This is a genomic window from Flavobacterium piscis (assembly GCF_001686925.1).
Taxonomy (GTDB): Bacteria; Bacteroidota; Bacteroidia; order Flavobacteriales; family Flavobacteriaceae; genus Flavobacterium; species Flavobacterium piscis.
The window spans coordinates 562,315-575,986 of sequence record NZ_LVEN01000046.1; the positions used below are offsets into that span (position 1 = coordinate 562,315).

Annotated in this window: 18 protein-coding genes; 6 read left to right on the forward strand and 12 right to left on the reverse strand. The window is 34.0% G+C overall.

What is annotated here, in order from left to right; genetic code table 11:
- Positions 1 to 155: 155 nt before the first annotated feature.
- Positions 156 to 2,213 carry a methionine--tRNA ligase gene (gene metG / locus FLP_RS23560; RefSeq protein ID WP_065451920.1) on the reverse strand — a complete coding sequence of 686 codons (2,058 nt, stop codon included), beginning with the start codon at positions 2,211 to 2,213 and terminating at the stop codon, positions 156 to 158.
- Between the two features lie 422 nt (positions 2,214 to 2,635).
- Between metG and FLP_RS23565 the strand changes: the two genes are divergently transcribed.
- Positions 2,636 to 2,863, forward strand: coding sequence for a CDGSH iron-sulfur domain-containing protein (locus FLP_RS23565; protein ID WP_056248078.1), 228 nt, complete (start codon positions 2,636 to 2,638; stop codon positions 2,861 to 2,863).
- Between the two features lie 49 nt (positions 2,864 to 2,912).
- Here FLP_RS23565 and FLP_RS23570 read toward each other — a convergent pair whose 3' ends face one another.
- The 4 genes from FLP_RS23570 to FLP_RS23585 form a co-directional block, all read right to left on the reverse strand.
- The gene (locus FLP_RS23570) at positions 2,913 to 3,407 is read right to left on the reverse strand and encodes an SMI1/KNR4 family protein (RefSeq protein WP_065451921.1); all 495 of its coding nucleotides are present in this window, start codon (positions 3,405 to 3,407) and stop codon (positions 2,913 to 2,915) included.
- 5 nt (positions 3,408 to 3,412) lie between these two features.
- Positions 3,413 to 4,315, reverse strand: coding sequence for a PhzF family phenazine biosynthesis protein (locus FLP_RS23575; protein ID WP_065451922.1), 903 nt, complete (start codon positions 4,313 to 4,315; stop codon positions 3,413 to 3,415).
- A gap of 85 nt (positions 4,316 to 4,400) precedes the next feature.
- On the reverse strand, positions 4,401 to 4,958 hold the full coding sequence (locus FLP_RS23580) for a YdeI/OmpD-associated family protein (RefSeq protein WP_065451923.1): 558 nt from the start codon (positions 4,956 to 4,958) through the stop codon (positions 4,401 to 4,403).
- A 7-nt stretch (positions 4,959 to 4,965) separates the two neighbouring features.
- On the reverse strand, positions 4,966 to 5,472 hold the full coding sequence (locus FLP_RS23585) for a hypothetical protein (protein ID WP_065451924.1): 507 nt from the start codon (positions 5,470 to 5,472) through the stop codon (positions 4,966 to 4,968).
- Positions 5,473 to 5,569: 97 nt separating this feature from the next.
- Between FLP_RS23585 and FLP_RS25605 the strand changes: the two genes are divergently transcribed.
- Positions 5,570 to 5,743, forward strand: coding sequence for a hypothetical protein (locus tag FLP_RS25605; protein ID WP_165606705.1), 174 nt, complete (start codon positions 5,570 to 5,572; stop codon positions 5,741 to 5,743).
- Positions 5,744 to 5,765: 22 nt separating this feature from the next.
- Here FLP_RS25605 and FLP_RS23590 read toward each other — a convergent pair whose 3' ends face one another.
- The 7 genes from FLP_RS23590 to FLP_RS23625 form a co-directional block, all read right to left on the reverse strand.
- Complete coding sequence (locus FLP_RS23590; protein ID WP_065451925.1) at positions 5,766 to 6,257, reverse strand: hypothetical protein; 492 nt, start codon at positions 6,255 to 6,257, stop codon at positions 5,766 to 5,768.
- 55 nt (positions 6,258 to 6,312) lie between these two features.
- Positions 6,313 to 6,804 (reverse strand): hypothetical protein, encoded by a 492-nt coding sequence (locus FLP_RS23595; RefSeq protein WP_065451926.1) that lies wholly within the window; start codon positions 6,802 to 6,804, stop codon positions 6,313 to 6,315.
- A gap of 2 nt (positions 6,805 to 6,806) precedes the next feature.
- Complete coding sequence (locus tag FLP_RS23600) at positions 6,807 to 7,235, reverse strand: hypothetical protein (protein WP_065451927.1); 429 nt, start codon at positions 7,233 to 7,235, stop codon at positions 6,807 to 6,809.
- 21 nt (positions 7,236 to 7,256) lie between these two features.
- Positions 7,257 to 7,538, reverse strand: coding sequence for a hypothetical protein (locus FLP_RS23605; RefSeq protein WP_065451928.1), 282 nt, complete (start codon positions 7,536 to 7,538; stop codon positions 7,257 to 7,259).
- Positions 7,539 to 7,686: 148 nt separating this feature from the next.
- The gene (locus tag FLP_RS23610) at positions 7,687 to 8,448 is read right to left on the reverse strand and encodes an MBL fold metallo-hydrolase (protein WP_065451929.1); all 762 of its coding nucleotides are present in this window, start codon (positions 8,446 to 8,448) and stop codon (positions 7,687 to 7,689) included.
- Between the two features lie 51 nt (positions 8,449 to 8,499).
- On the reverse strand, positions 8,500 to 8,964 hold the full coding sequence (locus tag FLP_RS23615) for a hypothetical protein (protein ID WP_065451930.1): 465 nt from the start codon (positions 8,962 to 8,964) through the stop codon (positions 8,500 to 8,502).
- A 558-nt stretch (positions 8,965 to 9,522) separates the two neighbouring features.
- The gene (locus FLP_RS23625; protein ID WP_065451932.1) at positions 9,523 to 9,924 is read right to left on the reverse strand and encodes a hypothetical protein; all 402 of its coding nucleotides are present in this window, start codon (positions 9,922 to 9,924) and stop codon (positions 9,523 to 9,525) included.
- 233 nt (positions 9,925 to 10,157) lie between these two features.
- On the opposite strand from FLP_RS23625, the gene FLP_RS23630 reads away from it, so the two are divergent.
- The 4 genes from FLP_RS23630 (at position 10,158) to FLP_RS23645 (ending at position 13,638) form a co-directional block, all read left to right on the forward strand.
- Positions 10,158 to 10,700: a DMP19 family protein gene (locus FLP_RS23630; RefSeq protein WP_065451933.1), complete on the forward strand. Its 543-nt coding sequence runs from the start codon at positions 10,158 to 10,160 to the stop codon at positions 10,698 to 10,700.
- Between the two features lie 243 nt (positions 10,701 to 10,943).
- The gene (locus FLP_RS23635) at positions 10,944 to 11,510 is read left to right on the forward strand and encodes a hypothetical protein (RefSeq protein ID WP_065451934.1); all 567 of its coding nucleotides are present in this window, start codon (positions 10,944 to 10,946) and stop codon (positions 11,508 to 11,510) included.
- 99 nt (positions 11,511 to 11,609) lie between these two features.
- Positions 11,610 to 11,987: a PKD domain-containing protein gene (locus FLP_RS23640; RefSeq protein ID WP_065451935.1), complete on the forward strand. Its 378-nt coding sequence runs from the start codon at positions 11,610 to 11,612 to the stop codon at positions 11,985 to 11,987.
- A gap of 106 nt (positions 11,988 to 12,093) precedes the next feature.
- Positions 12,094 to 13,638 carry a patatin-like phospholipase family protein gene (locus FLP_RS23645; RefSeq protein ID WP_065451936.1) on the forward strand — a complete coding sequence of 515 codons (1,545 nt, stop codon included), beginning with the start codon at positions 12,094 to 12,096 and terminating at the stop codon, positions 13,636 to 13,638.
- Positions 13,639 to 13,672 lie beyond the last annotated feature (34 nt).

Genomic DNA, 13,672 nt, shown 5'->3' on the forward strand with positions numbered 1-13,672 from the left:
CATTTTGTTGCGTCCCTACTGCACGCTATCGAAATTGAAACCTGATTTTTTTTCTACCAACCTGTAGTGCCTAGCGGCACAAAATACAGATTTCCGAATGGCAAAAAAAAAGATGCGCAATTGCGCATCTTTACTTTTTTGATATTTATAAAATCTTAGTTTATCGTTTCACCATTTGGCGCATCAGTATCAGGATTTACAAATACTAATTTTCCTTCGGCGTTTGTTGTCATTAAGATCATTCCTTGACTTTCAACTCCGCGTAAAGCTCTTGGCGCTAAGTTGGCTAAAACTGTAACACGTTTACCAATGATTTCTTCTGGCGAAAAGCTTTCGGCAATTCCAGAAACTATCGTGCGAACGTCGATTCCGGTATCAATTTTCAGCACCAAAAGTTTGTTTGCTTTTGGCATTTTCTCCGCTTCAATGATGGTTCCTACGCGTAAATCCATTTTAGCGAAATCCTCATACTGAATCAAATCTTTTTGAGGTTCTGCTTTTTTGTTTTCAGCGATATTAGCAGTTTTTGTAGCTTCCAATTTATCTATTTGTTTTTGTATTTCTTCGTCTTCTATTTTTGCAAATAATAATTCGGCTTCACCAATTTGGTGCCCTTCCGGAATTAATTCTGAATTTTCAGCAACGTCATTCCATTTTAGTTTGCCTTCGTTTTTCAATATTCTTGATAATTTAGCAGCGGTAAAAGGCAAGAACGGTTCTGCTAAAATGCTCAACGCAGCAGCAATTTGAAGTGCAACATACATTTGAGTTTTTACACGCTCCGGATTGTCTTTCATCACTTTCCAAGGCTCTTCATCGGCAAGATATTTATTTCCTAAACGGGCAACATTCATCAATTCGCCTAAAGCTTCACGGAATCTGTAACGCTCCACCGAACTTGAAATCACGGCTGGATACGCTTTTAATTCTGCCAAAGTATTTTCATCAACCTCAGATAATTCATTCGGAGTTGGGATAAATCCGTCGTAATATTTGTTCGTTAGAACTACAACACGATTAATAAAGTTACCAAAAATGGCAACCAATTCATTGTTGTTTCTTGCCTGGAAATCTTTCCAGGTAAAATCATTATCCTTAGTTTCTGGAGCGTTTGATGTTAATGCATAACGCAAAACATCTTGTTTCTCCGGAAATTCTTCTAAATATTCGTGCAGCCAAACTGCCCAGTTTTTAGAAGTCGAAAGTTTATTTCCTTCCAAATTCAAAAATTCATTTGCAGGAACATTATCCGGCAAAATATAGCTTCCTTCGGCTTTAAGCATCGCAGGGAAAATGATACAGTGAAAAACAATATTGTCTTTCCCAATAAAATGAACCAGTTTTGTGTCTTCATCTTTCCAGTATGGTTCCCAGTCTTTTCCTTTGCGCAGCGCCCATTCTTTCGTAGACGAAATATATCCGATAGGGGCATCAAACCAAACGTATAATTTTTTTCCTTCGGCACCTTCAACCGGAACATCAATTCCCCAATCAAGGTCACGTGTTACCGCACGAGGCTCTAACCCGCCATCAACCCATGATTTTACTTGTCCGTAAACATTAGGTTTCCAGTCGTTTTTATGTCCAACCAAAATCCATTCTGTCAGGAAATCAGTGTATCTGTCCAAAGGTAAAAACCAGTGTTTTGTTTCTTTTAAAATTGGAGTTTCTCCGGTAATTGTCGATTTCGGATTAATCAAATCTGTTGCATTCAAAGTCGATCCGCAATTTTCGCACTGATCTCCGTAAGCTCCGTCATTACCACATTTTGGGCAAGTTCCCACTACAAAACGGTCTGCTAAAAACTGATCTGCTTTTGCATCGTATAATTGTTCTGTTGTTTCTTCAATAAAATCGCCTTTATCATATAAAGTCCTGAAGAATTCCTGAGCTGTATCATGATGAATTTTAGCCGAAGTACGAGAATAATTATCAAACGAAATTCCGAAATCAGCGAATGATTTTCTAATAATTCCGTCATATTTATCAATAACTTCTTGTGGTGTAATTCCTTCTTTTTTGGCTTTCATTGAAATTGCAACGCCATGTTCATCGCTTCCGCAAATAAACGCAACGTCTTTTCCTTGCAAACGTAAATATCTCGAATAAATATCTGCAGGCACGTAAACCCCCGCCAAATGCCCAATATGTATAGGTCCGTTGGTGTAAGGCAATGCCGCCGTAATAGTATATCTCTTTGGATTCTGTATCATAACTCAATTTTATTGAGTGCAAAAATAAGCAATAGAATTGAGAATTCTAAGTTTCGCAGAGATTCACGAAGGTTTTCGCAGAGATTCACGAAAGTTTTTTAATCTCGCAAAGTCACTAAGGCGCAAAGTTTATTCGCTATTGCTATGCGTATTGTAGACTGGACTGAAGTCCAGCCCTATAAAATAAGTCGTTCCTTCGGAACTCGGCTCTGGAAATTAGGGTGGTTTTTAATCCATTCAAAAGTGAATAAACTTTGCGCCTTAGTGACTTTGCGAGATTAATTCTCATTTCTTTTAAAAAAAACTTAGTGAATCTCTGTGGTAAAACCCATAAAATAGAACCAGTTTAAACTAGCTCCTCAATAAAAATCTTCAGAATTTATTTTGCAATCTTTGCTTTCGAAAAAAAACAAAAACAAGTTATGAGCAAGACAAAATTAATCATCAATAAAAACGGATCTATCAAAATCGAAGGTGATTTCGAAATAATGGATTCAGAAGGAACAGTTTACGGATTACAAGGAAGAGCTGCATTAGGACTTTGCCGTTGCGGATTATCTGCAAACAAACCTTTCTGCGACGGAGGACACCGTAATAATTTCGAACACGATTCTATCGCATTTGATTTGCCACCAATGAAAACAAATTAAGAAAATATTCTGGTTAAGATATAAAGCTGCATTTTTTGATGCAGCTTTTTTATGATTCATGCTGGTCAATTATAAACCGAAGAACATCTTCAAAATATTCTTTTAGATTTTCGTAAGGATGCTCACCCGGATACCAATTTGCGAACTTCCAATATTTCCATTCTTCGTTTTTTGATTTTGGAGGAAGCAGTAAAAAATATTGTTCTTCGGATATTCCTGCAATTAGAATGGCATTCTCTAATTCGGGCAAATACGAATACGCTTCAATTACAAAATCATCAATATTTTTTAAGAAGTCAATGTTTTCTACGTTTTCAAAACTTGGTTCTATATTATTTGGTGCCGAAAAACCATTAGTTATTCGAATAAATTCGATATAATCTTCGGGTAACTTTATGCCAAGTTTATTTTCTGCCTCATTTATCTGTTTTTCGATAGCCGGAATAGTTCCGAGCCAATTGTTTTCAATTTGTTCAGATGTAAAATTGAAATCTTCGTATTTAATTGCCTTTTCCGAAATACTAATTAGTAAATTTTTATTCATTAGTGCTATATATAAATTTCCCCACGCATAGTAATAACCGCAGAACCGCCAACCAAAATATCATTTTCTCTGGCCATAACTTCAATCAGTGAAGGCTGACTTAGTTTTACGCCTTGCAGAATTTTATATCCGGTATTGGGTTTTGTGTATTTGGTTTTAGTTAAAAAGCCAATTAGCGGGCCGGCAGCTGTTCCTGTAGCAGCATCTTCATTAATCCCAATTAGCGGATTAAAAAATCTGGCTTCGACTATATTTTCATGTTTTGCATCGAAAATGGTAAAGCAATAAAAACCTTCAAATCCGTACTCTTTGGAGATTTCGATTAAGCGTTTATTATCAGGAATGCAATCGTGTAGGAATCGTCTGTTTTTTATGGGAACCATCAAATGCGCCACTTCGGTTTGAACAATTGTAGGCAGCAATTCGCCAACGGTTAAATCATCAATGGCCAAACCAATTGCTTTTGCTATTAGCGAAGCCGGAATTTCCTTTAGTGCTACAGCCGGTTTTTGATGCATTTGTACGATAGGATATTCGGTAACGGGATCAAAACTTGTGGTTAAGGATATTGGGTTGTCTTTCATGATTACAAAATGATTGGTTTCATCTTGTTCATGAAATATCGGGATTTCTTTAAATAATGCTGCGCAAACCGCTCCAAGTAAATTATGTCCGGCGCCATCAACCTCAAAGCCAGTTGGAGTAAAAGAGCGGACATTGAGCGCCTTTTGAATTGTAGAATAATAAACAAACGAAGTCTCAGAATAGCCAAATTCCTTTGCGATATTATGATAGGTTTCTAACTCCAGATTGCCATCGGTAAAAACAACAGACAACGGATTTCCTTTGTAACTTTTATTAGAGAATACATCCAAAACGTAGTATTCTAATGCGGTTCTATCTTTCATTATTATAGTTTATTAGATGATTTTTTTTGATAGAATAAAGTTAAGGTTTGTTCTCTGATCTAAGTTACAATCATTTGAATTTCTTTTACAACATTCGTTTTTGTTCAGCGCTTACATTAATGGTTTTTTCGAGTCTCGAAAGTCTGGTTTTTTCTTGTTTGGCCGTCATAATCCAATGAATCATGACCTTTTTGTACGATGGGGCTTGTTTATCAAAATAGTCCCAGGCAATTTTATTGGCTTTAAATTGTTTTTCAAATTCGGGATCAAGAATAGCGGGTTCCTTTTCGTGCGAATAAATTCCGGATCTTTCTTCAGATCTTAATTCGAATGCTTTTCTTCCGGCTTCTTTCATTAATCCGGCTTTGATAAGATCTTCGATTTTCTTGATATTGATGGCGCTCCAAATACTGGATTTTTTTCTTGGTGTAAACCTAATCGAATAACTTTCTTCATCAATCGATCTGCGAACGCCATCGATCCAGCCAAAACAAAGCGCCTGATCGACAGATTCTGACCAGGACATGGATGGTTTTTTGCTATTCACTTTATAAAAACCTACTAAAAGTTCGGTTTCTTTTTGGTGATGCTTTTCCAGCCATTCTCTGAATTGTTCTTGGGTTGGGAAGAAAGTTGGGTTCATTTTGTATTTATTTATCTTTTAATGGCGGTGGCGGTAAAATAGGACCTAAATCTCCAAAGTCAATGATTTGTTTTGTTGGGACAAACTTCAGATTGTTTTTAATACTTCCTAGTGAATCAATATAATTATAAAGTTCCTGAGGAGCATGTTCGCCATGAATATAAATTTGTTTGTTTTTTCCTCTTTGATTAATACTTATAAGATAGCTTTGTCCATCATCAAGGTTTTCATCTGCATATATAGAATCAAAATTTTTCAAATTTAAAGTGTGAAGACAATTATTTAGTCTGATTTTTTCATTAGCTGAAATTATAGCATAGAAATTTTCTTTTGGTTCAGGAAAAATTCTTTTAAGGTAAACAGTATCACTTTTTGTGAATTTTACAGTATGAATATCATGTAAGTTTGAACCTGTTACGATTAAGCTTTCAAATGGAAATTCCTTTAAAGTCTCTTTTTTAGAACAAGCAGTGAGCAATAAAACAAATGAAATAAGTGTGATTTTTATTTTCATAGCGAAGTTTTGTTGGCTTTATTGGTCAGAATTTCTAATCGTTTGTCTTTACAATTAGTTCTTTATCTTTGTAAACGTAATTAAAGAAAATTAAATTATGGCAAAAGGTCCTGAGAAAAATACCAAAAACAAGGCTTTGCATACCAAATTGCTCAATAAGAAAAAGGCCAAACTTCAAGCCGAAAAAAAAGAACGTGCCTTACGTTTGAAAGCTTTAGTGGCCAAAATGAATGAAAAGAAGAATAATGACGAATCTGGTGGTATTGTTTAATTTGCCGTCTTCTTTGGTCTTACTATTTGCAGATTTTATTATATTTTAGAATCAAATTTTTGTTGAAGGCAATGGGTATCAAAGAATCATTGGCTGTGTCGTATTCATAAAGTTCATTTTTAGACGGATCGAAGGTATACCTTGCAATAGTTGGCATTCGGTCAGGATAAGTTTCATGAAGATTTAATTCATAAGTTTCTGAGTAATCGAGGGCATTATCTCTTTTCGGATTCGGGCTTCCTTCAACTGTAATTCCAAAAGAAGTTCCTCCATTTTTTACAACAGCTTCGTATAAACCTTTTGTTCCTTCAACATATGAAGGAGCAGTTGTCAAAATTTCCAGTACTACATCAATACAAGTTATAGAATCACTGATGTTTTTAGGTGTTATGGTTTTGATTGTGTCTTTTGCAGTTGTTTTTGCCGTACTTGTTGGTATCGGAGTTTTTATCGTTTCGGTTTTATGACAGGAAAACGTAATAATTAAGGCTAAAAGCAATACATTCTTTTTCATCAGATATTGTTTATTTTATAGATGTTGTGTTGAATTCAAATTTCAATTTCTTGCTTTATTCCTCAAGTTCTTTCCAGCAAAGATCTATTTCTCGTCGAATTTCTTTTTCTAGTTTCGGAAGTTCATTCTCAATCCAAAACTGACTTTCTTTGGTTAAATAAAACTCGTTTTCTTTGAGTTTAAATTCCATCGCTCCTTTAATCATTGCAATCATTTCCTGAGTTTCTGATGTACCGTTTGCGAAATTTGGACCTACGAGATATTTTAAAATATCCTTTTCGTAATGTGGTTTGTAATAAAGAATATAGCTGACTATTGGCAAATAGAAATAGAAATAATTATTGGTATTCGAAGGAAAATGAATTTTATTAACTTCAGCTATTAGTACATCTGATTGCGCATGTGAGGTTTCGGCGTTGAATGTTTTTAATAATTCGAAAGTGGTTTTTGCACTCGGAATTATGTTTCCCACTTTTTCAAGAGCAGCAAAAGTTTTTTCGAATTCGGGATTCGTTGATTTTTTATTCAACCAGTTAAAGATTTTCAATTTTATGCTTTTATAGGTTTACTTTTTAATTGATTTTTTTTGAAAAAATACATACCAAAATAAACAATTAAAAGATAAGGAAAATAAAAAGGATAAAATATACAAGCTTTAAGCGGCCAGCCAATTCCCATTTTGCTTATGCGTAATTTTTTTACTTTTTCTAAATTTTCAACAGCGACATTTCTTGTTCTTTCTGTTTCAGTAAATGCATTAGCATCATAACCGTAATGCGAAAGAAGAAGTTCAGTTGAAAAATGGGACCACCATGCAACAACTAAAATGAAAAAGAAGGTAATAAGCACAGCCGTAATTAAATACGAAATAAAGGGATATTTAAAATTTCGTTTACGAAGATTATTGAATAATAGTACGGGAGAAATAATTAAAGCGATTAATAATGCGAATTTTATCGCTGTAATTAAAATTTTCATCAGGATTATGTTGGATTTGCTTTACAAATTTAAAAGCATTTTTATAATCCACAAGAATAAAATAAATCCCAGAAAAGAGAACTCCACTATGTTTACTTTTTGATTCCCAAATTTTGTAACCAGAAACCGATCGATTATTATGAGAATAATAACGGGAAGCAAACCAAACAAAATATAAATTCCCATTAATCCGTCTGGTCCTGAATTTCCGTCTATGAGCATTATGGCATAAATTATTCCTACTATGAGAGAGCATATGCCTGAGACGTAAAATAAGGTAAGGTTTTTTGGCAGGTCATCCATAAACTAAGGGTTTTTACGTTTTTAATAAAGAACTGCTTTTTCGTATTTGAGTATTTCAAGATCGGATAAAGCATTCTCTTTGTTAACAGATGACCCTTTTGAAAAATGGTTGCGTTAAAATTTCTGTTTTTTTATAAAATTTTGCTTTTTAGTTCTTATAAAAATTAAATTCTTCGATATCGTGATATCCAAAAACTTCAATTTCAGGATGTTCGTTTATTAAATTTCTGATTTTATCTAAAGTGCTTAATCGCAAATCGTTGTCTTCGGCTCGCATTTTTGCCAATTGATTTACAGGATGATCGCTATTGGTAAGTTCAATTCGCATATAATAGGCATCGGCAATATAAAATAACCATCCTTTTTCTGTTTTTATCGCAACACCGCAATGTCCTAATGTATGTCCGAAAAGCGGAATTAGAAATATTGCTGTGTCAGTATCGATATCGACTTTTCTGGCTTCGAATCCAAACCAGTTCAAATCTACTTTTTCGTAGGTTTTTATTGTTGGCCGATGCGATAAAGGTGTTTTTAAATACCTTGGATTTCCTGAAATATAAGCGTCACATTCCTCAAGTCCAACATGAACGGTTGCGTTTGGAAAATCTGCCAAACCTCCAATATGATCATTGTCCAGATGCGAAATAACACAATCTGTAACTTTTTCCGGATCAAGTCCCAGTTTTTCGATTTGTCTGATGGCAGTTTGATTTTCATCAAAACGATAACCCACCATATCTATAAGTTGTTGGCCAATTCTTTCTTCCGGGTTTTGAATGTCTAAAAGCCCGATTCCGGTATCGACTAAAATGAGTTTGTCGTTTTCCTGAATCAATAAACAATGTCCGCACACATTGTCGTTTACAGGTGAAACAATTTTTACGCAATTGAGGTGATGTATTTGGGACATGATGATTTTGTTTTTGATTGATTGTTGATGTGGCAAGTTTAAGTTTGCAATTTAATTAATTATCATATTATTGATCATGAATTGAAGCAGATTGGTGTCTTCTGATGAAATTGGTGTTTTTTTATTTATAGAGATTAACACTAACTGCTTTTTATTTACAACTCCCCACCAAACCCAATTTGCTTTTTCGTCTGAAACTTTCAATTCGACCAAAATGTCAAATTTTGTTTTGTAACTGTTCCAGTTTTCTCGTGTAATTTCTTTGGTGTGGTAATTTTTGACAAATTCAGTGAGTTGCTGAATCAGTTTTTCGTCGGTAGTTTCCTGATCGAATCCGTATGAACTGATTGTTATGTTTAATTCTGACGTTGCATCTGTAATTGTTACAATGCCTTCGTTGTCTTCGTTTAGTACAAAAGTTTTTGGGTAATAAATATCGTAAGCTTTTGATTTTGGAACAAAAGAAGTCATTGTTTTATTATTTTCATTTTGACCCAAAACACTATTGCTGAACATCAGCATTATTATTTGGAAATATATTTTGATGCTGCAATTTTTCATAAATCTTTTGATTAAGTTTAAGGGTTTTATTACGAAGCGCAAATATAAATGATATTGATAATTGCTCTTTTGAGGAAAGCCTCATTATTTGAATTAATGTTTGATAATTGTTTTTTGGATTTAATCGAAAGCAGACATTCAGAAATCCCAAATTAATGAAATAGTTGTTGCAGATTTTCAGAATGTTGATGAATGAATTTTTTTGTGATTTCTTTGTTGTTGAAAATTATAAATATTTAAACCTATTGCTCTGAAAGAGCTTTAGCAATAGCATGGTGCGAAGCACTATGAATGAAAAAGGTTGTAGTTTTAAGCCCTGTAAGGGCGTAAGCCTAATTTCAATGGGCGTATTTGTTATGATTTTCCCAAAATTGTTATTGTGTATTTTTCTCTTGCCCTTTCAGGGCAATTTTTATTTTTAATTTAATTTCGTAGTGCGCTGCACTACGCTATTGCTTTTAGGACTTTCAGTCCACTTTATAAATTTTGTACACTCTAGATTGCAAATCTGTACTATTTGTTATTATAATTTTTAATAATCTTTTTTGTTCTAAAATATACTACAATTGGAATAATCAAATTAACTATATAAAAGGCATCAATAAAGGATTCTGGAGCAATTATTTCGAAGTAAGTTGTTGTGATAAGCAATAGTGAAAAAAAGATATTGAACCAACCAGTAAATACGAGCAAAAAAACTTTTGATTGGTTTGATTTCCAGATTTTTAAAAGTGAAATTAATATAACTAGTAAACCTAAACCTGAACTAATCCAGCAACTCCATCCAAAAAGCAGAAGAGTTTTAAAGCCACTAAATAATCCTGTCTCAAAGTAATAGACGAAGAAGGTAATAGTTGCCCAAAGATTAGTTATTAAAAGAGAAAGGAGTAAGCTTTTGTATATGGTTTCTTTCATGTTGTTGTGGTTAGTTGGTTAGTTGGAATTTTGAATGCGTAAAACAAAATCTTTGCCAAGTCTTCTTTTGAATGCCGAATTGCGTTAGGGATAGCAGCGAAAAGCCCACAGCCTGACGAAGGAAGTGCGAGGACTTGCGGCGAATAGCCCGACCGGAGGGAACGCCAAAAAAATATTCGCGTTTGTATTACTATTTCGCCGAAATTTGCAAATCAATCTTAAAAAATATCAAAATGGAGGAGTTCGGTAGAATACTAGTTTCTGAAACGGCAATGAATAGTGAAAATCTTCAGGATGTGATTCATTCTAATATTTCGGTGATTAATTTAATGCGTGAGGAAGGTGTCGATGACGAATTTATTCACGAAGATGCGTTGATGAGTTATTATCTTGATTATTACTATTCGCAATATGCTGAAGGGAATTTTTCGCAGTTTGTTTATAAATCAGGCTGGAATAAAGAACTGAACGAACTTATCGAAGAAGGTTTGGCGTTGATTGGTGCCGAAAAACATCTTGAATTGTTTCAGCAACAAAGCAAAAAGGTAAAATTGATGAGCAGCGTAAAGCTGAATAAATTTGTAAGCGGAAAACTGGAAGGTGTAAATCCGGTTCGCGATTCCTTGAATAATGATACGTTTTTTGAACTTGAAGAAAACCTCATTACGTTAAACGCTAATTTCCTGAAAAACCATCCTGATTTCGAAGTGCTTTCTGTAGATGATATGTTTGCAGCTTTGGAAGAATATGTGGGACATGAGATTAAGAGGGCTTAGTTTTTTTTACCACAGAGGTTCACAAAGTTTTTCACAGAGGTTCGCAAAGGTTTTTTTTTGGATGTCTACAAATTCTCTCGCAATCCCGATAGCTATCGTGAGCGAAGACGCTAAGTTTTAATTTGGCGAACTTCGCGTAAATCTTTGCGCTCCTTGCGGTTAAATCTTAGAGAAATTATATTTACAAATATTTGTTTATCAATTAATTATCTTAATTTTAGTTCTCAATAAATAGCGTTATTTATGGAAGAACTAACACACATTAAATCGATTATCGGGATTATTTTGGGTTTGAGTCTCACACACCTTATAAAAGGATCTGTGATTTTTATTCAGCATCCCGGGCGAAAGAAAATCTATTTTGTACACTCGCTTTGGGTGTTTTATGTTTTTTTGCTGATTATTCATTTTTGGTGGTGGGAGTTTAATCTCAAGTTAATTCATGAATGGTATTTTGCTGATTATTTCTTCATTATTTGTTATATCCTGATTTATTATTTGCTGTGTGCTATTTTGTATCCTGATGATTTGGTCGATTATACGGGTTATGAAGATTATTTTTATTCGAGAAAAAATTGGTTTTTTGCCATTCTGGCCATAAGTTTTGGAGCCGATATTATCGACACTGCCATAAAGGGCGGCAATTACTTTTTATACAATCAAACTGAATATTATATTAGGATTATCAGCCATATTATTTTGTGTCTGGCGGCGATTAAAATTCATAATAAAGTTTTTCATTCGGTGTTGGTAATACTTTTTATAATTTATGAGCTTTCTTATATATTAAGATTGTTTAATGTTGAGTAAAAGTTGAGTTTTGGTGATCATTATCAAAAAAATAAAAGTTGATATTTGTTATATTTGTAGGAATAACATTTTAAAAAACAACCACTAAAAAGTAACATCATGAAAAGTAAATCTCCAATTTTGATGATTGCCGCATTATTTGTTTTAAGTATTTCGTGCAGCAAAAGTGATATAGATAAAGGCCTGGATTGCGTAGGAGAGTCTTTATTCGAGAAGGTAAAGCATTCGACAGATGCTACTAACCCTAAAAAAATAGATTTTACAGTTGAATATTCAGGAACGAACACTTTAAAATCTGTAAAATTTACTTTTGGTGATGGTACGCCTGCAGAGACAGTTACAGCGACAGGAACAACGGTTTCTACTTCGCATATTTACAGCGCAGCGGGAACTTATACAGCAAAAGCTGAAATTACAGTTCAAAATGGAGGAGCAACTTGTACATCATCGCCAACACGAAGTATTACTGTAAATTAGAGAATTGTGTTTTTTGAATGTTAAAGATTTCATTAGGTACTATTTAACTTCGTTACGTTTCTTGTAAATTTGCTTTTAGTGATTTAACGATTATAAAAAGTTAAAAATGAGATATAAATACTTCCAGATCGTGCTGTTGCTTTTTCTTCAGACGGGATTTTCTCAAAACAAAATCAACCTTTTTTCAGAAATCAATTACAGTTCGATTCCCTCTGTTTCGTTAGACGATTATAAGTCGGTTCAGGAACGGGATAAAAAGTTCCAGAATCCTAATATTGCCTTAGGAATTGGTATTTCGGGCGGAGGTTCGAGAGCGCAGTTTTTTAGTATGGGAGTGCTTTTGGGATTAGAGGAAATTCAGGAAAATAATTTACAACGTAATTTCCTGAACGAAATCGATTATTTCTCTACCGTTTCAGGAGGTTGTTTTTCTGCAGGATATTATCTGACGATTCTTAAAAACAAATTATTTTTTGACAATTGTTCTTTCAACGAATTTTACTTTTCTAAAGCCGATGCTTATAAGGATTACGTAGATAAATCGGCCAATATTTTATCTCTTTTAAACAATAGCCGAAACGAAAAAGGTGATAAAATATCGATGACACAGCGCATAGATGCTGATATTTTGCAATACGATGCCACGAATCCTGATAATACAAATAAGTTTGGAACCCAAATGCTGCTGTCTGATTTTTTTGTTTCAAAGGACAGTAAAACGACTCCCACTTTGCCCATGTTCGTCGCCAACGGAACGGCTTTTAATAATGGCGAACGTATTCCGTTTATGCCGCATATCATTCGGGGTTTAAACCTCAATTCTTCTTTGGCACCCAATAAAGCTGCTATTTCATTAAATGAAAATAAAATAAACGGTGGTTATGATTTTCCGCTTACTTATGCCATTACGGCGAGTTCTGCTTTTCCGGGAGTTTTGCCAAAAGTAAAATTTGGCGTAAAAAACCAGGATAAAATATTGTGTATTGTTGATGGCGGCGCTTCGGATAATATGGGTTATAAAACTTTGGTAGAGTTGCTGCATAACGATACAAAAGTGAGTGATAAAAACAAGAAAGCACTTTTTATTGACTGCCTCGGACAAGGAAAAAAAACGCCTTATATAACCGATGCCAAAATAAGATTGATTTCGTTGTTTGAAACCGCTTCTTTATATACGGTGCAGACTCGTTATATGACTTTTGATAAAGATGTGGAAAATACTTTTGAACGTTATAAAATACCAGTTTCGAATTATCAGATTATAGGTTTTACCACGATTAGGGATTATTTGGTAAAAATGCAAAAAGATTATCCTTATGAAGATTTGGTTTTTGAATTAAAAAATACCAATGACGAAGCCAGTAGTTGGGTAAAATTATTTGACACTTTTAAGCAGGAACTGATCATGAAGTTTGGCGAAGATTCGTTTAAAAAAGATAAAGACGGCGAAATAATTGTGGCAACTTTAAGCAAAGAAAAATTTAAAGCTTTATCTGCCAGACAAGTTTTGCTTTTATACGAATATGCCTCACACGTAGAAACCAAACTAAGGATTACGCCGGACGAAAGAGAGGTTTTGTTGCTTTCGGGACGTTTTGCTGCCTATTTAAAAACCAATGAATTAAGAGAATTATTGGTAGAACATAAGTAATTTTGTCGAAATTTGATTTTCTATTTAATGCCTA